The organism is Paenibacillus sp. ACRSA (genome assembly GCF_022346845.1).
GTDB lineage: Bacteria > Bacillota > Bacilli > Paenibacillales > Paenibacillaceae > Paenibacillus.
Map to the genome: position 1 here is coordinate 287,155 of NZ_JAKRNP010000007.1, position 22,941 is coordinate 310,095.

General features: G+C 43.3%; 18 protein-coding genes, 1 rRNA gene and 1 pseudogene. 17 read left to right on the forward strand and 3 right to left on the reverse strand.

What is annotated here, in order from left to right; translation table 11 throughout:
- Window positions 1-264: 264 nt before the first annotated feature.
- Window positions 265-1,773, reverse strand: coding sequence for an FAD-dependent monooxygenase (locus MH215_RS20715; RefSeq protein ID WP_239293097.1), 1,509 nt, complete (start codon window positions 1,771-1,773; stop codon window positions 265-267).
- A gap of 162 nt (window positions 1,774-1,935) precedes the next feature.
- Here MH215_RS20715 and MH215_RS20720 point away from each other — a divergent pair, with 162 nt between their 5' ends.
- The 12 genes and pseudogenes from MH215_RS20720 to cydC all read left to right on the forward strand — a co-directional run bounded on the left by MH215_RS20720 (window position 1,936) and on the right by cydC (window position 13,591).
- Window positions 1,936-2,631, forward strand: coding sequence for a helix-turn-helix domain-containing protein (locus MH215_RS20720; protein ID WP_239293098.1), 696 nt, complete (start codon window positions 1,936-1,938; stop codon window positions 2,629-2,631).
- A 244-nt stretch (window positions 2,632-2,875) separates the two neighbouring features.
- On the forward strand, window positions 2,876-3,289 hold the full coding sequence (locus MH215_RS20725; protein WP_239293099.1) for an RNA polymerase sigma factor: 414 nt from the start codon (window positions 2,876-2,878) through the stop codon (window positions 3,287-3,289).
- A gap of 174 nt (window positions 3,290-3,463) precedes the next feature.
- Complete coding sequence (locus MH215_RS20730; protein WP_239293100.1) at window positions 3,464-4,321, forward strand: DUF421 domain-containing protein; 858 nt, start codon at window positions 3,464-3,466, stop codon at window positions 4,319-4,321.
- Window positions 4,322-4,580: 259 nt separating this feature from the next.
- Window positions 4,581-5,219 carry an FMN-dependent NADH-azoreductase gene (locus MH215_RS20735; RefSeq protein WP_239293101.1) on the forward strand — a complete coding sequence of 213 codons (639 nt, stop codon included), beginning with the start codon at window positions 4,581-4,583 and terminating at the stop codon, window positions 5,217-5,219.
- Between the two features lie 19 nt (window positions 5,220-5,238).
- Window positions 5,239-5,865 (forward strand): DsbA family protein, encoded by a 627-nt coding sequence (locus MH215_RS20740; RefSeq protein WP_239293102.1) that lies wholly within the window; start codon window positions 5,239-5,241, stop codon window positions 5,863-5,865.
- Window positions 5,866-6,083: 218 nt separating this feature from the next.
- Entirely contained in the window at window positions 6,084-6,503 is a 420-nt protein-coding gene (locus tag MH215_RS20745; protein WP_239293103.1) for an Rrf2 family transcriptional regulator, read from the forward strand.
- Between the two features lie 60 nt (window positions 6,504-6,563).
- Window positions 6,564-6,860: pseudogene (locus MH215_RS20750) on the forward strand (GNAT family N-acetyltransferase); the annotation flags it as partial.
- A gap of 69 nt (window positions 6,861-6,929) precedes the next feature.
- On the forward strand, window positions 6,930-7,277 hold the full coding sequence (locus tag MH215_RS20755) for a DUF3221 domain-containing protein (protein WP_239293104.1): 348 nt from the start codon (window positions 6,930-6,932) through the stop codon (window positions 7,275-7,277).
- Window positions 7,278-7,653: 376 nt separating this feature from the next.
- Window positions 7,654-9,018 (forward strand): cytochrome ubiquinol oxidase subunit I, encoded by a 1,365-nt coding sequence (locus MH215_RS20760; RefSeq protein WP_239293105.1) that lies wholly within the window; start codon window positions 7,654-7,656, stop codon window positions 9,016-9,018.
- Window positions 9,018-10,031: a cytochrome d ubiquinol oxidase subunit II gene (locus tag MH215_RS20765; protein ID WP_239293106.1), complete on the forward strand. Its 1,014-nt coding sequence runs from the start codon at window positions 9,018-9,020 to the stop codon at window positions 10,029-10,031. The genes MH215_RS20760 and MH215_RS20765 overlap by 1 nt, the downstream gene beginning before the upstream one ends.
- A 15-nt stretch (window positions 10,032-10,046) precedes the next feature.
- The gene (gene cydD, locus MH215_RS20770) at window positions 10,047-11,864 is read left to right on the forward strand and encodes a thiol reductant ABC exporter subunit CydD (protein ID WP_239293107.1); all 1,818 of its coding nucleotides are present in this window, start codon (window positions 10,047-10,049) and stop codon (window positions 11,862-11,864) included.
- Window positions 11,861-13,591, forward strand: coding sequence for a thiol reductant ABC exporter subunit CydC (gene cydC / locus MH215_RS20775; protein ID WP_239293108.1), 1,731 nt, complete (start codon window positions 11,861-11,863; stop codon window positions 13,589-13,591). The genes cydD and cydC overlap by 4 nt, the downstream gene beginning before the upstream one ends.
- A gap of 112 nt (window positions 13,592-13,703) precedes the next feature.
- On the opposite strand, the gene MH215_RS20780 is transcribed toward cydC, so the two are convergent.
- A complete protein-coding gene (locus tag MH215_RS20780; RefSeq protein ID WP_239293109.1) occupies window positions 13,704-15,956 on the reverse strand; it encodes an alpha/beta hydrolase in 2,253 nt (750 codons plus the stop codon).
- Between the two features lie 272 nt (window positions 15,957-16,228).
- On the opposite strand from MH215_RS20780, the gene MH215_RS20785 reads away from it, so the two are divergent.
- The 4 genes from MH215_RS20785 to MH215_RS20800 all read left to right on the forward strand — a co-directional run bounded on the left by MH215_RS20785 (window position 16,229) and on the right by MH215_RS20800 (window position 21,056).
- Complete coding sequence (locus MH215_RS20785; protein ID WP_239293110.1) at window positions 16,229-17,446, forward strand: TraB/GumN family protein; 1,218 nt, start codon at window positions 16,229-16,231, stop codon at window positions 17,444-17,446.
- A 268-nt stretch (window positions 17,447-17,714) separates the two neighbouring features.
- Window positions 17,715-18,914 (forward strand): MFS transporter, encoded by a 1,200-nt coding sequence (locus tag MH215_RS20790; protein WP_239293111.1) that lies wholly within the window; start codon window positions 17,715-17,717, stop codon window positions 18,912-18,914.
- Between the two features lie 217 nt (window positions 18,915-19,131).
- Window positions 19,132-20,142 (forward strand): ROK family protein, encoded by a 1,011-nt coding sequence (locus MH215_RS20795; RefSeq protein ID WP_239293112.1) that lies wholly within the window; start codon window positions 19,132-19,134, stop codon window positions 20,140-20,142.
- 272 nt (window positions 20,143-20,414) lie between these two features.
- Entirely contained in the window at window positions 20,415-21,056 is a 642-nt protein-coding gene (locus tag MH215_RS20800) for a sugar O-acetyltransferase (protein WP_239293113.1), read from the forward strand.
- A gap of 340 nt (window positions 21,057-21,396) precedes the next feature.
- Here MH215_RS20800 and MH215_RS20805 read toward each other — a convergent pair whose 3' ends face one another.
- Entirely contained in the window at window positions 21,397-21,996 is a 600-nt protein-coding gene (locus MH215_RS20805; RefSeq protein ID WP_056695492.1) for a DedA family protein, read from the reverse strand.
- 730 nt (window positions 21,997-22,726) lie between these two features.
- On the opposite strand from MH215_RS20805, the gene MH215_RS20810 reads away from it, so the two are divergent.
- Window positions 22,727-22,941: ribosomal RNA gene (locus tag MH215_RS20810) — 16S ribosomal RNA — on the forward strand; the annotation flags it as partial.

Genomic DNA, 22,941 nt, shown 5'->3' on the forward strand with positions numbered 1-22,941 from the left:
GTCCGTGTACATCAAAAAAAGACCCCGGAGTCTAATGCTCCGGAATCTTCACCACCACTCCAGTAGATTGTGTATATTCAACAATTTTAATGGTTCCCTAGCTCTCTTCCTCGTCACTTTCAACTCTGAGGTATACAGCTCCAAACTTAGGAATTAATAATTGTTTTGTCTCATCATTGATTTGATTTAATTGGTGGGCAATTTCAGCTTCGTTATAAATGGTCTGTTTCTCTGCCCAGTCAAAAGTTCCGTGTTCCGTATAGTTTAGCTAATACTCATAATTATCTTGTTAAAGGTTGTCAGCCAGTCTTTTTTTATAATACATCCAATGTAACCGTCCGGACGAATTAATATTAATGTATCATCAGTGATTCCATATATATTACACAACTTTCCTGAAACATCACAGATATAATCTTCTGAATCAACTTCTTTAGTATGGACGGCGTAGCTTTGCAATGTAGCTCCGTTAGTTGGCGACTTAATTTCGAGCAATGCCTTTGTAGCATTTACTCCGAAAGCTAAGAGTGTAAAGTGTGGTCCCTTATACAAGTCAAACAAACTGCGCACACTTCCAGGTCCTATACAGGATGCATCTGGTGCTCTGTCGCCAACTTGCAGTGTCTTGGTAGACGGAGTATTAATTGGAGCAAGTGGACCTCCATGGTACGAAATCCTGAGCTGTCGTTCCTCATCTCCACGCTTAAGGCTGGAAAGGTTCCGTTTACCTAGACTTGCGTACAGCTCAGTTGATTTACCAAGAACACTTGCAGCAATTGGTTGCCGTTCGGCTTCATATGAGTCTAGTAGACTCTCATTTGCGCCTGAAATTACCTGACCGAGTTTCCAACCGAGATTATAAGCATCCTGCACACCTGTGTTAAGGCCTTGCCCTCCAGCTGGAGTATGAACGTGGGCCGCATCCCCAACTAAAAAAATTCTACCTGCGCGGTAATTTTTTGCGAGCCGAATGTTGGGTCTGAACACGGAAGACCAGGTGATGCTGTGTAGCCTGAATCCAGTGAGCGTGTAAAACTGTTCTGATAGCATATCTTCATTGAGATTTGGCATTTCTCCCGGTTTTAGACGAATCATAATTTGAAATTGACTGGAGTGGGGGAGCGGACAAGCAGCGACTTGCTTACCATGTTTACGCGGCCACATGTGCCAACGATTACGCGATAATTTATCAATCTTACCGTCTATAATGAGCCATTTGTCAGAGTCGTCGGTCTCACCAACAAAACCAATTCCAGCAGTCTTTCTCACAGTACTTGAGCCTCCATCGGCTCCTATTAAATACTTACATCTAACTTTTTCTCCTGATGAGAGTGTAACAGTCACTCCATCGATATCTTGCTCAAATCCTTCTATCGCGGTGTTGAACTCAATCTGTTGACCAAAGCGATTAATCAGGCGATGCAAGATGGCATCGGTTTTATATTGTGGCAAAAGTAAAGTGTTTGGATAGGGAACACTCTGAGTTGGGCTATTTTTCTTTATCATTCGCCATGGCAAGGTGATAAAACCGAAATGGAGGCCAGTTAGAGGATATGATCCTCCTTCGGCCAAGGCTTCATCTAGAATATCCAGGTCTTTAAATATCTCTAGTGTGCGAGGTTGAATTCCTTTTGCTCGGGAGCCGTTGAATGCGTGCGGAGCCTTCTCAACTAATCGGACACGAAGGCCGCGACGAAGCAGATCTGCCGCCAATGTAGAACCTGTTGGCCCAGCTCCCGCAATAAGTACGTCGATGTTATAGTTTTCACTCATGAATAATAGCCTCCGTTAATTTCGATAGGACACATTATTATTGTTTCCATGCAACAATAATAATGTGGAGACTTAACTTTGTCAATAATGTTTCCGAGCAACTTTAATATCGAACTTTTACTTGATATACTGAATGTAGGTTAATTTTTGGAGGGAAACAGAATGTACAATTGCTCTAAAGAACTTAACAGAGTTGCCTTGACCAAGGCATTGTTGGAGGTAGTCCAAGAAATACAGACAAAATTATTAGCGGAGGATGATGAGGAGAGAGAATGGCTTATTAAAAACAGCCCCAATCCTGTAATTGCAGAATTAATCAGTGAAATGACTATCATGATGCTGCATGTATTAGATGCGATCGGCAAGCTTGAACCAGTGAACGGAATTACTATTTCTAAACAATTTGGTTTTTCCAAAGGCAGCATCTCCAAAATAACGAGAAGAATGGCTGATAAAAATATTATCCAATTTGAGTACATTCCCCACAACAAAAAGGAAATTTTGTTTCGTACCACGCCATTAGGGCAAGAAATCTATCAATTGCATTTAGCCATGCATCGGCAAATAGATATCGGAGTAGATTACTTCTTGAAACAATATAGCGAAACTGAATTAAAATTCCTTGTCCATGTTCTCAGCGGAGCATTGCATACATCATGGCTTTATCCTGAGTTTATTGAAGATCCAACTGAGAATAATCTAAGTAATGAATACAGAAACGATGAGATTCATAATGCCAAAATTTCTTCTTCAACTATAAATGCAGATTATTATGAAATTATAGATATGATTAAAAAATTAGAACCTCATGATTTGAAAGAAGCAAAAGTAATTCTTAGTGAACATTTTTTTGAATAGTATCCCGGTTAAAACAATGCTATACAGCAGACCCTAATTAAGCTAATAGTGAACGATAGTTCAATAATACACTACACAAAGAAGCAGCAGATCAATATGATCGGCTGCTTTTATTCAGCTATCGGTCAGTATAGTTTAGAATTTAATTTTACGTCCTAATATGGCGGCTTAAGGTAGACTCTCCTCGTACTGTCACATTATGGGTTGAGTTGTTCGTTGTATAGTATGAGAGGGGGGAGAGAGCTTGAATGACACGGAGATTAATCAGATTATTGCAGATGTGTTGGATGGAGAGATAGAGAAATTCGAGCAGATCATGAAGGTCTATCAGAAACCAATATTTCTCTATTGTTATCATATGTTGGGTAAACATGACGAGGCTGAAGATAACGCACAGGAACTATTCCTGAAGATATTTCGCAACTTGCGAAAATATACCCAATATGAAATGAGTTTTAGCGCATGGTTATACAAGATTGCCTACCATCAGTGCATTGACTTCATCCGTAAGCGAAAATTGGTTAAATACTTACCTTTCTTCTACCGTGATGACAAAGAAAACAATGAAGTCGATATGCATATTGAAGCTAATTATTTTGATGAATCTATACATCAGGCTATGACGAAATTATCGGCGGAGGAACGCAACTTAGTGTAGATGATTTATTCCAGCGATGACCGACGCCCAACGAATCATTTGGCGACTATACTGAAGTCAAACGTTCGAATTGGAAGTATCTCAAGTTCTGTGCATACATCATGAATGTGGTGGTAAGTATAACCTTTACAAGCGTCACCAACACAGTTAATCCACAGGAATGGAGCATCCAACGTGCCAGAATGGTTAGAGGTCACATTTCGAACGTTATCTGCAGTCACAATTCTATTTTTCATTACGAAAATTCTAGGAAAGCGCCAAATTTCTGAATTGTCTTTATTTGAATATATTACTGGGATTACCTTAGGTAACTTGGTGGGGTATATTTCGTTAGATACAGATACAAAGTGGTATTTAGGTTTCCTTGCGGTATTTGTATGGGTTGCCGTGTCTGCAGGTGCGGAGTACTTAACGATGAAAAGTAAAAAGTTTCGAGATATTGTGGACGGGAAATCAACAATTCTTATTGAAAATGGAGCAGTGATCGAAAAAGCGCTAGCGAAAGAACGCTTGACGATTGATGAATTTCTGGAGCAGCTTCGTAAAAAAGATGTATTTCGAGTTGCCGATGTGGAGTTTGCCGTAATGGAACAGAGTGGGGATATCAGTGTCATGCTAAAAAATGAGTACCAACCCCTTACAGCCAATGCGTTGGGCTATCATATTTCTTCTGAACAGGAACCAAGAACGATCATCATGGATGGGCACATCTTGCCAGATACTTTACAAGTAACAGGATATAATGAAGATTGGGTACAAAAAGAGCTGCGCAAGCTTGGTTTGAATTTGGAAGAAGTTTTAATTGGTCAGGTGGATAGTAAGGGTGAACTTACAATACAGACAGGTAAAGATTCGTTACCTAGACCGGCAAATTCCAATCCAAAGGATCAAATAACGGAATTAGTTAAAGGACTACAGGACGATTTAATGATGAAAAAACAGCTTGCCACCAACGATAAGGATCGTCTCAAATATCAAGAAGCACTAGACCAATTTCAAACAGCAATGCATGCTTATCAGAAACAACAATAATGACATGTTACGTAGATGAGGTCGAACAGATGGTTAGAGTAGCCTAGGTGATCGATTCAAAATATGGGATTTATCTAAATAAGCATTAAAGAAGTCGTTGATCAATACTCAGATCAACGGCTTTTTTTATTGATCAGATGAAATGGCAAATAAACGTTGACAACAAGCTAGGTTGTAACATATATTATTACAAGTAATAAGTTGTAACTTAAATAATTACAACAAACGGTACAAAATCAAAATAAAAGGAATGATCATAATGATAAAAGTACTTTTTATTACCGCACATCCTCTTGAGGAGTCCACATCGTATAGCCTGACTGTTGGTAATGCATTTATTGAGGCTTATAAGGAAGCTAATCCTGAAGACGAGATTGTGAACATTGATTTGTACAACGAGTATATCCCTCATATTGATGCACATGTTTTTAGTGGCTGGGGCAAGCTGCGCTCTGGAACTGAATTTGCTCAACTCTCAAGCGATGAACAAGCGAAGGTGAAGCGTCTAGCAGAATTGTCGAATCAATTTATCGAGGCAGACAAATATGTATTCGTTACTCCTTTCTGGAACTTTTCATATCCTCCAGTGATGAAAGCCTATATTGATGCTGTCTCTGTAGCGGGTAAATCGTTCCGTTATTCAGAACAGGGACAACCTATTGGTTTGCTGACGGATAAAAAAGCAATTCATATTCAAGCACGAGGTGGTTTTTACTCTGACAGTCCCGCGGATGAACTTGAAATGGGACACCGACACCTTCAAGTCATCATGAAATTCTTCGGAGTACCATCGTTCGAGGGTCTGTTTGTTGAAGGACACAATAAAGCGAAGGACAAGGCACAAGAGATCAAAGAAAATGCTATCGAGCGGGCGAAAGATCTGGCTAGAACATTCTAAAATGAGGGAGTTGTGAAATATGGACAGTAAGGGAGTTTCTCTAATTTATGTGTGGGATGCTTATTGTGGATGGTGTTATGGGTTCTCGAATAGCCTGCGAGCATTTCATCAAAATCATTTAGAATTACCGATTGAAGTACTGTCGGGTGGTCTTTTTATCGATGAACGGAGTCAAGCGATGGCGGCATATCCACATATTCCGGAAGCTAATAAACGAATTGCACAGCTTACTGGTGTGGAGTTTGGCGCTGCGTATAATAAACTTCTACATGACGGTACATTTATTATGGATAGTGAGGCAGCGGCTATTGGATTTTCCGCATTACGTTCCTTGGCACCAGAACAAGCAGTGTATCTAGCAGCTGCAATGCAGCGAGCATTCTATTACGAGGGTAAGAGTCTCAGTGATATACAAACGTATCAAGACATTGCCAAACAATTCAATCTGGATGAGCAGAAAGTGATCGACAGCATTATAACTCCCGAGACACGAGAGCTTGTCCAGCAAGAATTCGTAGCAGCCAGCAACCTTGGTGCGAGAAGTTACCCAACTCTTTTCTTGAAAAAAGGTGATATCCTGTATAACCTAGGCGGCGGTGCTATGACCGCTGATAAGTTAGAAGAAAATTATGCTCAATTGATTTAATTTCATTGTATTTAACAACATCTGGATCAGGCGAATTTCCCCCTTTGCTTGATCCAGCTTTTATATAGGATAGACTTATATATACGTGCGACTAAAAAAAATCCGACTCATTGTAACATGCTCAATAGATGTTAGAATGTTATTATAGCTTTCTTAGAATTACTAATTAGAAAAGTTCATTCGTAAATCACTTATTTTTGTAACACTGGGGTGAAAACATGTCCGTAAGTTCTCGGTTTTATATAGGAATACACATACTGTCGTTGTTGGAGATTAATAAAGAAGGAAATAACTCATCTGAGATGATTGCAGACAGCGTTAATACACACCCTGTAATCATTCGTAAAGTGATGGGGATGTTAAAAAAATCCGGATTAGTGCATGTAACCCGAGGAAAAGCAGGGGCTACACTCGCACGAGACCTAAGTGAAATCACATTATTTGATGTGTACACAGCAGTAAATGCAGTGAATGATAATAATCTATTCAATATCCAAGAGAAACCAAATCCTGATTGTCCCGTTGGTAAGAACCTTCAAGGAACGATCGAACCTATCTTTTCATTGGCACAAAGAGCACTAGAAAAAGTACTTGAAAACGTAACGTTGCAAGATATAGTGTTTGATCTGGATAAGTAGTCGGATGGATAGAATGGGGAGTGGAATCATCGCGAGGGGCTTTTTGAGCAAACGTATGAGTCTCATTATCCCGAACACAATGAGCTTGAGGAGTATATTGATAGCGAAGACAGTGTAGCATTTATGTATTATTCCAGTGGGAAATGCCTGGGGCATATACGATTAAGTTCAAACGATGAAATGAAGTATGCATCTATTGATCGGCTTATTGTCCTGGAGGATAGTAGAGGTAAAGGGATCGGAACTGCACTGCTAGATAGGGCTAGAAAGTGGGCTATGTCCAAAGGAATGCAAGGCCTAACGCTAGATACACAAGATATTAACTTGCAGGCATGTCGATTCTATATGAATTTCTAGAATCATGAAACTAAGTGGAGATGCCTTAAGTCGAACTTAATATCAGCAGATTATTCTGGGGGTATGAAGATGAGAAGGATACTAAGTTTAACTTCGGTTGTAGTATTGTTATCGTATGTACTCGTTGGATGCGGGGCTGCTCCTGATCATGACAACATGAATACCAATAATGAGCCAATTCAAAATGAAGTGAAGGCAAAAGAAGATTTTGAAGCAGTCATTCTGGCAAAAGATCAGTCAACGATAACGATAGCTGTTACCACGAGTGATCATGCTGAGCAACAGTATAGACTTGTCACTTCAGGCATTAATTATCACGCTGAAGTTGGTGACGAAGTAAGGGTATGGACAACAGGTATGTATGAAGAGAGCAACCCTATACAAGGGAAAGCAACCAAAGTTGAACGAGTGAAGTAAACGTGTAAAGAGCCGCTAATCCTATGATTAGCGGCCTTTTTGTGCTTCAGAGATATGCCAAGCCCTGCTGATAAACAAGTCAATAGCTCTAAAGGGTAATTTAGTTTATTTTCATAGATTAGTTGAAAAGGGGTGACTGTTCCTTGTCTATTTCATGTCAAGGAAGTGACTGCAATTGTATCATTCACAATTGTAGATATAATAATTTTATATATTGGCATGGGATGTATAGGACTGCGAGAGTAGGATAATTTAAGCATTAATCATGTTGATTATCTCGCCATGCATCCTTGTGTCCTGATATGTGAAATTTTTCTCGTACTTTATCTGTGGATTGAGCTTTTTAGTAAAGAATGAAAACGGAGGTGACAGAGGTATGGAGTTAGATACGGTGTTATGGAGCAGGCTGGTGACAGGCTTAACACTCGGATTTCACGTGATCTTTGCAACACTTGGTGTAGGTGTGCCTCTAATGATTGCTATTGCTGAGTTCATTGGCATTCGGAAGAAGGATAACCACTACATACTTATGGCGAAAAGGTGGTCACGAGGATTTGTCATTTCCGTGGCGGTAGGTGTCGTGACAGGAACAGCGATATCTCTACAGCTTGCCTTGGTATGGCCGAATTTCATGAAACTAGCCGGGAATGTCATTGCATTACCATTATTTATGGAAGTGTTCGCGTTCTTCTTCGAAGCGATCTTCCTAGGCATTTATCTGTATACGTGGGATCGATTAAAAAACCCGTATATTCACTGGTTGCTGACCATCCCGGTTGTAGCCGGAGCGGGTATGTCGGCTGTTTTTATTACAACCGTGAACGGATTCATGAACCAACCTGAAGGATTTATCATGGAGGCAGGCCAGTTCATCGCGGTTAACCCTGTGCAAGCGATGCTGAACACAGCAACGTTCTCCAAGGTATTCCATGTGCTAAGCTCAGCTTATTTGACGGGAGCGGCTCTACTGGCCGGGATTGCTGCCCTTGCCATGCTGAGAAAAGGTGTTTCTGCGTACCACAAGAAAGGCTTGAATCTGATGATGGCTGTTGTTTTGGTATTCAGCTTGCTGAACACACTTGCTGGAGATGTATCTGCCAAGTTTTTGGCTGAACATCAACCTGAGAAGCTTGCTGCAGCAGAATGGCATTTTGAGACAGAGAGCGGCGCAGATTTAATTTTACTCGGATGGCTGAACGCGGAACATGAGATTATAGGGGCTCTTCATTTGCCTAAATTGCTCAGCTTTCTCGCCTTTGGAGACTTTAATGCCGAAGTGACGGGGCTGAACGAATTTCCACCGGATGAACATCCGCCACTGCTGGTGCACTATTTATTCGACGTGATGGCCGGAATTGGATTCGCCCTACTTGCGATCTCCAGTCTATATTTCCTGTTGGTGTTCTGGAAGAAGCGTAATCAGTTCAACAAATGGATGCTTCGCCTCGTTGCGCTGAGTGCTCCACTTGCGTTTCTTGCCGTTGAGATGGGCTGGTTCTATGCAGAGGTGGGACGACAGCCATGGATCATTCGAGGATATATGCGGGTGGAAGAAGCGGCTACTTCATCACCAAGTGTGAGAGTATTATTTTTTGTTTTCCTACTGTTGTACATCGTGCTCGGTGTTATATGTGTTCTTGTATTAAGACGTTTGTTTAACAATAATCCTGCTGATCTTGAGATGGAGAAATGGCTGAAGGCGAAACAGGATCAATCTGCGGATCAAGGAGGGCATGCCTGATGAGTTATGAATTAATCGGAATTTCGGTACTCTGGCTGTTCTTGTATGGCTATCTCATCGTAGCTTCTATTGATTTCGGAGCAGGTTTTTTTGCCTTCTATGCTCGTTTGACGAAGCAGGATCACTTGATTAATCGTCTGATCTCCCGTTATCTATCGCCGGTCTGGGAGATTACCAACGTATTTTTTGTATTTTTCTACATCGGTATTGTCGGGTTTTTCCCGGACACAGCTTCCTATTATGGCGCCGCACTGATCGTGCCAGGGAGTATTGCCATCATTCTGCTTGCCATTCGTGGCTCGTTCTATGCTTTTGAGAATTATGGTTCCAAAAACAATATCGTGTACTTGTTCTTATACGGAGCTACAGGTCTGCTTATTCCTGCATCGCTGTCCGTGGCACTGACATTGTCGGAAGGCGGATTTATTTTGAAACAAGGCGAGACCGTTACACTGGACTATTGGGCGCTGTTTACCAACCCATTATCGTGGAGCATCGTTGGACTAGCGATTGTCTCTGTCCTATTTATCAGCGGATCGTTTCTAACCTTTTATGCATCACGGGCAGAGGATCAAGGGGCTCTTAAGCTGATGCGGAACTATGCTTTGTTCTGGAGTACACCGACCATCATTCTCGCACTGACTGCATTCATATATTTGGGTCAACACAATGAGCGCCATTTTCAAAATATGATGGATCTGTGGTGGTTGCTTGCACTTTCCGTTGCTTTCTTCATGGTTGCCATGTGGCTGCTGTATAACGGACGTAGATATGGACTTGCGTTTATTTGCATCATGCTTCAATTTTTCTGTGCCTTTTTCGCTTACGGGATTGGTCAATATCCTTATATTCTTGATCCATATATCACGATTCAGAGTAGCGCGACATCACCAGCCATGGGCTTCGCACTTGTCGTTGTATTTATCGGGGGGCTGTGCTTGTTGATTCCATCTCTTATTCTGGTCTTCAAGCTTTTTCTGTTCGATGCGGATTACGTCAAAGGGAAAAAATAAAAGGAGGAGCGTACTGTGAAAAGGAAATCGAGTCTGATTGCCCAGCAAATGTCGTTACATCGAAGAAGCAGGCTTCTCCTTGCGCTTATGTCTCTGGCACTGGGTATAGCAATTATAAGCCAGGCTACATTGCTGGCTGAAGCAGTCCAGCGAATCTTTGTAGAGAAAGCTTCCTTTGCATCAATAGCTATGCTGCTCGGTATATTGCTGGCTGTCATGGCTCTGCGCACGATATTAACGTACGGCAATGGAAAGGTCGGCTTGCATATGGCTGCCCAGGCCAAGACGCATATGCGAGCTAAGGTGCTGCAAAACCTGACCCATGCTTCCATATCTTCAACCCTGCACGGACAGACGGGAGGGAAGGTCAGTGTTGCGCTGGATGCGGTAGATGAGGCGGATAGTTATTTCAGTCAGTACATGCCGCGCATGATGGAGGCAGCAATCATTCCGATTCTGATCTTAGTTGTTGCATTTACCCAACATGCTAATACGGGGTGGATTTTGCTCTGCACAGCTCCGTTTATCCCTTTATTTATGATTTTGGTCGGATTACAGACCAAGAACAAGTCTGAGGAAAAATATGCGCAACTAGCTGAGTTTTCCGGTACATTCCTGGATTCGCTTCAAGGACTAGTTACATTAAAAATATTTGGTAAGGCTGATCGTCAGCATAATGAGATTGAACGCAGCAGCCTGGGGTATCGTGATACAACAATGGGCATTTTGAAAATTGCGTTTACGAACACCTTCATGCTGGAGTCGATCGTCATGTTAGGCATCGGTATTGTCGCTCTTGAGCTGGCTATTCAGTTGCTAGTGTTCAAGGCGCTGACGTTCCACACGGCCTTTCTGGTGTTGTTGCTTGTTCCCGAGTTTTACAGCCTGCTGAAAAATACAGGAACCGCTTTTCATAGCGGTAGAACCAGTATGGGAGCGATTCGTAAGGTCGAGCAAATGCTTGCAGACACGAATACGACGAGTGCACAGACTAATAGTGAAGAGGCAGCACCTCAGAGTGAGGTTACCGATGTGATGGTTGAGGCTCAATCGAATTCATTATTGACTGAACATCCCATGCTGATGCCTATGCCACCGTCTATGGATCTAATCAATACACAATTTCGGTATGCACCGGATTCATTTGAACTTGAGGCGAAGAGGATCTCCATTAAACCAGGAGAGCATATCGCAATTGTTGGCAAAAGCGGCTCAGGTAAAACGACTCTGCTGCATCTCATCTCCGGATTATTAAAACCGACGTCAGGAGAAGTTCTGGTTAATGGACGTCCATTGTCCACATATGATGAGGCCGCCTGGTTCGAGCAGGTTAGCTACATCACACAGCATCCGTATATTTTTGCAGGCACGTTGGCTGAGAATATTGCAATTGGTACGGGAATGAGTACATCCAGAGCCGACATTGAACAAGCGGCTGAGGAGGCAGGACTTAGTGCTGTTACTGCCCAATTGCAGCAAGGGCTGGATACCTATGTTGGCGAAGGAGGCAGGGGATTATCCGGCGGGGAGAAGCAACGGCTTGCTCTTGCACGTGCTTTTCTGAAACGACCGGCTATCATCTTGTTTGATGAACCAACGGTGGGACTAGATGTTCACACGGAGCGAATACTGCAACGTTCGATTGCATCCCTGACAGAGAAGGCAACGATGATTACCGTAGCTCACCGATTATATACAATTCAACAGGCGGACAGCATTTTATTCATGGAGAATGGTGCATTAATAGACTCCGGATCACATGAAGAACTGCTAGAGCGACTACCTCAGTATGCTGAGATGGTTCATATTCAACGAAAAGGAGGGTTAACATGAATGAACTAGCTATGATGTCCAAGGCCATGATTCAGGAGCGCAAGGATATCTTACTCTCTATTTTGGGTGGATTTATTGCAGGCATAGCAGGTGTAGGTCTCTTTTCCGCCAGTGGGTATATGATCGCGCAAACCGTATTTGCGCCGCCGCTTTACACCTTGATTGTACTTACCTCCATGGTCAAACTGCTCGGTTTTGTTCGAGCGGCGAGCCGTTATGGGGAACGATTGTACTCACACAGAGCTACGTTCTCCATGTTGAGCCGTTTGCGCACCTCCTTTTTTGCCAAGCTCATTCCCGTAACACCAGGCATATTGAATAAAAACCGAAGCGGGGATCTGCTTGCGCGGATCGTTGGCGATGTAGAAAGCTTGCAAAATTATTTTTTGCGTGTTGCGTATCCGCCGATCATCGTCGTTATGGTATTTTTGTCTACCGTACTGTTTACATCCGTTTATTCGCTCTGGGTTGCGTGCTTGCTCATGCTGGGCATGTTAATTACGGCATTTGTTGTACCGGGTATTGTTTTGCTGGGGCAGCGTAAAATACATGGTCGTGTGCGCCAGCAACGGGCATTACTATCTACCGAAGTAACCGAAGTGTTGTATGGTTTCCGCGATTTAAAGGTATATGGGCAATTGGAGCAACGGGAGCAACAGCTCCAGCAGACTTCCGCCGCATTGGCATTGGAGCAGCAAAGAGCAGCAGGGCATCTGCTACGTGGGCAATCTATGCATATTTTTGTAACCTATCTCGTGACATGGGGCGTGCTGGTCGTTGGCGCATGGCTGATTATGGATGGGTCACTTGCTGGCGTTTATCTCGCAATGCTGATCCTGGCTACGCAGACGGTATTTGAAGAAGCAACAGCGATGGCTGTGTTGCCCGTGTATAAACAGGATAGTGAACATGCAGCCAGACGACTCACCGAGACGGTTCAGAGTTCCGATGTGCAGCCTGCACAACCAGGCGGACAGTGCGCTACCGAACAGGCTGTTTCAGTCCAATTATCTCACGTTACCTTTCAATATGAGGGGGAGTGGAGAGCTGCATTGAATGATATTTCGATAACTTTTCCACCTGGCTCCAAAACAGCGATTGTCGGACCCAGCGGATCAGGGAAGTCTACCATTGTGGATCTGTTACTTAAACTACGTGAGCCAACGTCTGGCGATATACAGTTGAATGATGTTTCGCTAAGTGAGCTAGATGAAGAGAGCATATGGCAAACAGCAAACGTCGTCTTACAGCAAAGTCATTTCTTCAAGGGAACCGTTCGGGATAACTTACTTCTACACGGGGAAGAGCATGCTGACGAACAATTAGCGGCTGTGCTGAATAAAGTCCAACTGCCCAATATGTCACTCGGCGATCCAGTGTATGAAAAGGGTGAGAATCTATCCGATGGCGAGAAGCAGCGCCTGGCTCTAGCAAGAGTCATGCTGCGGAGCGGAAGCATATGGCTTCTAGACGAACCAACATCCTCACTCGATTATGTGACAGAACAACACGTGTTGCAGCAGGTCTTCGCACAGGCAGCTGATGATACACTTCTTCTGATCTGTCATCGGCTTACAGGACTTGAGAAGATGGATCAGATTGTGGTTATGGATCGAGGTATGGTTGTGGAAACGGGTTCCTTCACGGAGCTGATGGAGCAGCAAGGCTACTTTTATGAGATGAAGAATATTGAGCTGCAGATGATCGGAGATCAACCGAGCACGTAGATTTGATGATTGTTCTGGGTTAGTGAAAACACTCAACTCATTCACGGACCATCGCGAATAAGTTGAGTGTTTTTTTACATCCATAGGATGCAGCCATTCTAATAAGAAATGTTTACCGAACACCAATATCCCGTATCATAATGCTACCTTTCTCTGATTGGTCGAACACAAAGCTGATTTTTCTGATCTGCTCCGGGTTGAGATCGGGGTTCATTGCAACGAAATCAGCCAGTTGGAAGGCATAATTCTGGAACACCGGCTCCTTCGTCGTCTTGAATAGTGCAAATGGTGATTTCGCCAGAGCCGCTTCAAACATAGGTAACAGCGGGGAGACGCTACTCGGTGGTACTCGGCTGGTATTTCCGAGATTGTCTTCAACGACTACAGTGAGATCCACTGGTAGATCGGCTCCATCCACATCTTGATCAGTTTCCGTATTAGCGATGGAGAACACGATGGAGCTCTGATCAGATATGCCGATGTCTTGTTCGGGTAGAATCACCCTGTATTCAGGCGTGGAGGACGTAGCAGTTTGATCCCATTTCAGCATAACGGCTCTATATGGATCGGTGGTGTATCCCATCTCGACGTTTTGCTCTTTCCATGTCTGCAGTCCTTGTCCTTCCAAGCTTCCACCCGGTAATGTAGTTGTCCCCGGATCGCTGTCCTCGTCATAGCTACTAATGGTTAACGTGTTCGCATCCCAATAATTGCTGATATACATCGTTTCGGGCAGCCATTCTCTGGCATATCCAAGATCCTGAAATACCTGTTGATAGGGAGCATTATCCTGAAGTGTAACCTCCAAAAAGGATGAGATCAGCACTTCGGCTGCCTTTAATTGCTGATCCTGAGGGAGAAGCCCGGCTGTGTTGAACAACCTGTTGCCTAACCCGACACCATCATATTTGCCCCACTCGGTGTTGAATTGCCCGTGGTTAGCTCCATATATGTATACATAAGATTTGAAAAATTCACTACGCTCCGTAAAATCAGTCCGGTAGTACTGGCTTGTTCCCACAAATGAGGTGACGTCCATGTCATGGGTGCCATGTAAAGCCAGATAATTCACGTCCTTTAAGGACAAGGGCTGCCCTCCCGGTTTATATTGCCCATCGGTACCCGCTATAGAAACAATAGATCGGATATTAAAGTTGTAATTAAACTTGATGTTGGCGTTCTCGGGATAAGAGGTCATCTTATTGTAAGCCGCCGCTGTGGTTACAGCCTCAGCTCCTCGTGAATGTCCAATTAGGGCAATCTTCTCCATGTCGACTTTATTATAAAATGGATTATTTCGTGCATTATTCCATCCTTCCCACACCTTAAGGTGCTCCAGCAGCAACCATCCTCGCACCCGATTTTCCCCTTGTAGGGGTTTGAACACAAACAATTCGTTAAATGGCGATGAGTTAAGAAAGTTTTCATCAATGGAAACTACAATATGTCCGCGACTTGCCAGCAATTCACCCATATAGGCATACCCTGGATCTGAATATTTCGTCGCAAGGTGGTTGCCATGCACGATGAGCACAAGTGGGAAAGGGCCATCGCCTTCGGGATACCAGACTGTACCGTTTAATGGCATTGCGCCAGCGCCAAAACCAAACGTGCTTGTGCGTCTCTTCGTCCAATCACCAACAAAGGCTGATCCGTCGACAGATTTGGTAGTTAGCATGATTTCTGTGCTCAGATCGTCACGATACGTCGAATGGCTCCCGTAGGTTAGGGATTTTACGGAAGCTGTTCCGGGTTCTGCCGGATTGGTTAATAGGGTTGTGTAAGCTTCCGCAGGCTTGACCGTCTGCAACGGATAGGGCGCAGCAAATTCCTTCTGTCCTTCGCTGACGATCCAATAACCGAGCATGCAGACGAAGACGAGAGTAATTGCAGCACTTGCGGCTGCCCGGACTTTCTTCCAAGTTCGTGCTTCCCGGTAGACACCACTGATGAATTGATAGAGTAGTGCGCCAAGCACAGAACAGGCAATGAGGATGCATACCGTAATAAGCAGCGTAAGGGGGATGGGGCCCAATAAGCTTATTAAAAGCAACAAGAGCGAAGTAAGCATGGCCCATACGTAACGTGAAGGTAGTTTTTTGCCCCAATGCAGTAGTCCTGTAAGGATTCCGGTCAATGCTAATGTTGCAAATAGGAACAGTAAGCTGCCAATCCAGTATTCACTTGCACCTCGTGATCCCAAATAATAATAGGCTTGAACGAAGTACAACGATAGTGTCACTATTGATAGAGCAGCTACAGCGCCTTTCCAGCCTGGCGTGAGAGAAGGAATCCGCTTCTTTTTAATAGAGAATAATGGCCTCTTTTTGGTTGTTTCTTCGGCAGTTACGCCGGTGTTCTCCATGGATGATCCACCTTTCAATGCATATGTATATCACACTTCAACCCAAATGTTGGGTGTGTTCTTCTCTGAGTTTAACAGAAGATTCTTGCTGTAGTCGTCATTTTTCTTAACGTTATTATTAACGATCGGTACATCCAGACTTTCCACTGAATAGGAGCTACTCCGAAAATAAGATGGGACCTTTTTCCACCTTTATCCGTATGAACTAAGTATGTCCATTCTATTAAATTAATGATTGGCAACTATACTTATCCCAAAGGAGAATACATAATATGAAAAATTGGAAACGCATGCTCTTATCTCTTACCGTCTCAGTAGGTTTACTCGCATCAGCAGTACCAGCTATGGCAGCGCCTCAGGAGACTTCCGTTAAGGTTAATGATCAGGCGGTACAGTATGCAACAGGTGCACCAATTCTTGAGAAAGGAACAACTCTTGTTCCGCTGCGCACCACGCTGGATGCAATGGACGTTAAGCTGACAACGGCATCGGATGATACGATTACGGCGGTAGTTGATGGCCGGACGATTACACTGAAAAGCAAGCTTACACGGATCGACGGGGTAACTTATGCGCCAATTCGCATTGTTGGTGATGCAGCAGGTTATGAAGTTCGTTGGGATTCTGCGACACGTACCGTTCTGCTAGTATCCAAAGGTGGGGAAACCGAAACTGTCCAAACAGGTGGACGCGGCTTCATGTGGGAAGTCGAGAAGGACGGCAATACCGTCTATCTGGTAGGTTCGATGCATATTGCAGACGAGAGCTTCTACCCACTGCGTCCTGAATTTGAGGAAGCCTTTGCAGAAGCAGACTATCTGGGCGTAGAAGTAGATATTAGCACAGCTACGGATGAGCAGCAGAAGATGGTTCTCGATCTCGGTACCTATCAGGATGGGACAACGCTGAAAGACCACATCTCCAGTGAAACCTATGCGAGTCTGGGTAAACTTTTGAAGGAAAATGGTATCGAGCCGAACGCTTTTGATACATTCAAGCCTTGGGTAGTAGAAATTACACTCGGAGGACTGAAGTCAGTGGATGGTGGATATGAAGCATCGGAAGGTGTGGATTTGTATTTCATTCAGAAGGCGGTACAGCGCAAAATTCCAGTGATTGAACTGGAGTCCTATGAATCTCAGCTTGGGATGTTCAACAACTTCTCCAAAGAGCTGCAAGAGGAAACGCTCAAATCAACCATTGATAACTTCGATGTATTAGATACTAGTGTGAACCAAATGGCAGAAATGTGGAAAACGGGGAATGAGGAGCAACTGCTTGAACTGACGAACAGTTTCTCAGGCAACGAAGAATATAACAAAGCGATGCTGGTTGATCGCAATATTGGTATGGCGGATAAGATTGATGGATATCTGAAAAATGGAAAAGGTGAGGAGTACTTCATCGTTGTTGGCGCAGCCCACTACCTGGGTGAGCACGGAATCGTGAAACTTCTTGAAGATAAAGGATATACGGTAGAGCGGAAATAAGGCAAGATAGCGATAACTTTTAAAAGTGAATAAGCACTTCCTAACAGGAATGACGTGTTTGTTAGCGGAGGAGACGTAAGATCAGGCCGTGGGTTAGCACCCGCGGTCTTTTATTCATGATCTTATATAGAAAATGGATGTCAGGCACAGTCATAAACAATCCAATGAATGGATATTGACAAAAGAGGATCATCGCTCGCATACTTACAATATAAACTTTATAAAGAATATTTATTTAGTGTTTGTTTTAAAGAGAGGAGTTACATCCATGGCTACTTGGTTTCTGGTCATAATCTATCTAGCCTTTATTAGTCTAGGGCTTCCGGATTCACTTCTTGGTTCTGCTTGGCCTGTCATGTGGCCGGAGATTGGTTCTTCCGTAGGGTCGGCAGGGTTAATATCGATGATTATTGCCGGAGGGACAATCGTTTCAAGTCTGTTAAGTGGCAGAATGATTAAGACAATAGGGACAGGGAAGATCACCTTGTTCAGTTGCCTGTTAACTGCGGTTTCACTGTTTGGGTTTTCGATGGCTCCTTCTATGGTTTGGTTTATGCTCTTGGCTATTCCTTTAGGTCTAGGGGCTGGAGCGGTAGATGCCGCATTGAACCACTATGTAGCCGAGAATTACCAAGCACACCATATGAACTGGCTGCATTGCTTCTGGGGCATTGGTGCTACCATGGGGCCGATCATCATGGCTGGTTATATCGCAGGCGAGAACTCATGGAGAGGTGGCTATACAGCCGTTGCGATCATCCAATTAATACTTGTCGTTGTATTACTCGTAACCTTGCCTCTATGGAAACGAGTGGCTGCGACGCGAGAAGCAACACAACCAGAGAATGTAGAAACAGAGCAACCGTCACACTCGAGTCTTCCGGTGAAGGTACTGAATATTCGCGGAGTTAAGCCATCTTTGCTAGCCTTTTTGTTATATTGCGGAGTGGAAACCACCGTTGGATTATGGGGAGCTAGTTATTTGGTAGGCACGAGGAGCCTTTCAGCGGAGGTAGCTGCAACGAGTATCTCACTATATTATGCAGGTATCACATTTGGCAGGTTGATTACAGGCTTCATTACGTTAAAAGTTCAAAATCGTTTGTTGATTCGGTATGGACAATGGGTAACGATAGCGGGCGGAATCATCTTGTTGCTCCCACTGCCTTCCACGTTTTCTGTAGCGGGATTTGTACTGGTGGGACTTGGCCTCGCTCCGATCTACCCAGGGCTTTTACATGAAACGCCTACTCGATTTGGCAAAGAAAATTCAGCCAAGCTAATGGGCTACCAGATGGCCGTTGCGTATAGCGGAACGACATTGATTCCACCGTTGTTCGGAATTCTGGCGGCGCGAGCAGGTACAGGTGCTTTTCCAATCGTTGTGTTCGTCCTACTTGTACTTATGTTGCTTAGTGCAGAGACAGTGAATCGTCTGCTTCTTAAGCCGCACAAGTTGGGGAGGTGAGCAGATATGGTATACATTATTTTAGCAGCAATCATTTGGGTGGGTGCCTATGCGAGCTTGTCTATTTCGAAAGAACCTATTGAAGTGAAGCCGGTTCGGTCAATGGATGACTTGTTTGAGTAAAGGAGCAAAAGTGCTAAAATAAGTTTTACAAGTTGGAAGATATGGTACTGCTGTTTCTTCTTGTTTGGTGAAGAACTGAGGTGGGAACAAGCGGATGATGAGAAAAGCGAATGCAAAATTGATGAAACACATCAATCTAAATAATGTACGTGAAGTGATGCAACAGATCGAAACGGCGACCAAGCCGCAATTAGCTTCATTAACGAAGCTTAGTGTGGTGACAATTAACGCTTTGGTGAAAGAACTATGTAATCGTGGCGAGTTATTTGAAGATAAAGTAGTTCCATCGAATGGCGGCAGACCGGCGCAAGCTTATCGATACAATTATAATTACAGACTTGCACTGGTGTTATATATCCAAGAAATGAAAGGTGAAGAACTAATCTCAGCAACCGTGATTAACTTGGAAAATGAAGTGCTGTCTAAGGAAGATTGCATTCTTCCTGTTTTGGATAAACAACACATTCTTCAAGTGATCAAACAATGCGTTACGTCATATCCTTCTATTCACCGGATCGGCATAGGTATTCCAGGGCAAGCAGTCGATGGGGATATTACGGTGAGTAGTCATGATGAACTTATTAATTCACGTTTGATTCAAGACATTCAGAGTGAATTCGGTCTGAAAGTTCTTGTCGAGAACGATGTTAACGCTGCGATCAGCGGGTACTGCATTCAGCATGAGGAAATGAAAGAGCAGTGTGTGGCCGGAATCTATTTCCCTAATCGGTATCCACCTGGCCTTGGAATTATGTTGAATGGACAGATCATGCAAGGGAAGAATGGAATGTCTGGCGAAATTAAGTATCTGCCTTCTGCGCCGAATTGGAAGGCTAAGATGAACGATGACGAGTTCCTCCTGCAATTTTGCCAGATCATCCAAACGATTAATGCTATTGTAGCTCCACATCAGACCGTGATTTATCAGGAGAGAGTGCAGATAGAGCAACTGGAGGCTGCATGGAAGCAGTATCAGATGGAGAATCCAATGCCTACGTTTCCTGAAGTTGTGTACCAAGGAACATTTCAAAAAGATTTTGATGCAGGACTAAGATGGATGATTCTTCAAGAGCTAAGGGAGACGATCCTTGAGGAATCGATATAATCTACAGAAGATGTTCTGTGGATTTACGCATGGGATGTGGGCGAAGAATTCGCTTTTTATTGTCATAGCAGCCATTGACATGAAACCAGTTACAGGAATTATGATGACCTCGTAGCTGAGAAGGTGCTAGTCCGACTACTTAGTAAACCCACATTACAAAGAATCTGTTTTCAGAGGAAAACGGCTCGAATTCTTTATCATGGCTGGTATTTAGTGCTGAAATGGGATAGAAACCTTATGACTAACATCAATACGCTGTGGAGGTTATGAGTATGAGAGAAGAAGAACGGATCAGGAAGGGAATTCTTTTTAGTCCAGGTAATCCAGAATTGAAGGAAATCAAACGCCGTTCACACAACCTGAGTCAACAATATAGCCTGACGTATGAGGATCAGAGTGAAGAACGGGAAATGATTTTACAACAGTTGTTAGGGTCTAAGGGGGAAGGAGGATTCATACAAGGTCCAATCTTCTTTCATTATGGTGTGCATACCCGGATTGGGGATCACTTCTTCGGAAATTACAATCTAACTGTCCAGGATGATGCACAAGTGACAATAGGTGATTATGTCAGCTTTGGGCCTAATGTAACCATTGTTACTCCCGTTCATCCCTTTATTGCGTCTGAGCGCAGACAGATGTTGGATCAAAATGGAGATATTAAATCGCTATGTTACGCCAAACCCGTCACAATTGGTGATGATGTATGGATCTCTGCCAATGTTACAGTATGTGGCGGCATTACAATTGGAAGCGGAAGTGTGATTGGCGCGGGGAGTGTGGTTACGCGTGATATTCCGGCAAACTCATTAGCTGCTGGTGTTCCATGTAAAGTTATACGTCCAATCACTGAAGCGGACAGCATGCGATACAAACCGGAGATTATGGCCGATTGTAAAGTGTTAGAACCGTAATTATTTTTGCTTATTCGATTAAATCGAATAATATAGTAAGACATAATTTAAGCCCAGGCAACCGTTGATCTCGGTTAGCCTGGGCTTATGTATTTCATTGAGTTATTACAAACGGATGCTTACACTCAGATTGGAGCCGCCCTACCCATGGAACCGCCAAATTGCTTATTAACGGAATGCGTTAAGGTGAAGAGACGGAGTAGAGAAGTGAGACCGAGGGTTCAAAGAAAATTCAACACCGTTATCTCAGCAGGAGCTACCGAGATTCAGCTCGTAGGTCTCAAACGTTCCATCAATCAATATACTGCATGATCAACAAGTCAGCTAGACCAACAGTCGTTTACTGTGATACGCGTCCTTTTCTGAAGCGTTTAATAAGAACATAAAGTCCAAAACCGATAATAAAGATTGCAGCCGCCGGTAGGATATAAGGTTTGATAATCTCATCCACATGCTCCCACTGAGCGCCCAGCTTAAAGCCCAGATATACATAAAGCGATGTAATGGGCAGCATAGCTAAGAAGGTATACAGACTGAATTTAAAAACATTCATTTTGGTAACACCGCAAGGTATAGATATCAAAGTTCTTACCCCTGGCACGAAGCGCCCGTAAAAAGCTACCCCACTGCCGTATTTCTCAAAGAAACGATCTGAAGCTTCTAAATGATGTGTGCGAATGAAAAAATACTTACCGTATTTCTCAACGAGGGGTCTTCCACCAAACCGACCAAGCGCATACAGCGTTAGTGGGCCGAATGTCCCTCCAACCGTACCTGCTATAATCGTAAGAATAAGATTCATATCCCCAAGGTAAACCCAGTAACCTGCAAGCGGGAGAACGAGTTCGGCAGGCACAAATTCAAATGATAAAGCAATGACCACACCTGCATACGACAAGTCTTTGAAAAAAAGGATAAATTCTGTGATCCATTGAGTCACGGTACGCCCTCCAAGAGTCTATCTTATTTTTGGAACTACATTTTTATCTATATATGATATTGAATTACTCACTTCTGCTATAAAGGTAACAATAGCGATAGTAGCTTGTCAAAACTCACATCATTTATATGAAGATAGTTACATTAATAGAAGAGGCGATGAATAACCTTTGTGAGAATCTATTATATAAAAGTATGAATATAAGGTAGGGTGTATGACGGAGATTGGTGTTTTGCATTGAGTTCTGTATGTATGTGAGTTGAATTAAACGTTTATATACGATTGGTAAAGTAGAGCTCAGGTTTAATGAGGATGTATTTATAATAGAAGAAAGGATATAATAATGCATGTAATCTAGGTATATAATTAAATAATTTGAAATTAACTCTTTACAAGTGGTTGTTATTCATGATATATTCTTATTCCGGCCAAGAAAACACTAGAAACACGGTGCGGCGAGCAAACAACATAAGCTTCGAAAGAAACTTAAAAAAAGAGCTTGCAAAGTTGGTTCGGACGTGATAATATATAAGAGTTGCTGAAGCGAACAACTTCGGTAGCGGTATGAAAAGTTTGATCTTTGAAAACTGAACAACGAGTGAGTAACGATCTTGCTTGCAAGATCGACGCTGAGAAATCGTACATGTCTTCGGACTGAATGATTTTGAAGCACAAATGAGATTTTTAATCTCGTCAGATTCAAAATGAGCTAATCGCTCTTTTCAATACTTTATTGGAGAGTTTGATCCTGGCTCAGGACGAACGCTGGCGGCATGCCTAATACATGCAAGTCGAGCGGACTTGAAGAGAAGCTTGCTTCTCTGATGGTTAGCGGCGGACGGGTGAGTAACACGTAGGCAACCTGCCCTCAAGCTTGGGACAACTACCGGAAACGGTAGCTAATACCGAATACTTGTTTTCTTCGCCTGAAGGGAACTGGAAAGA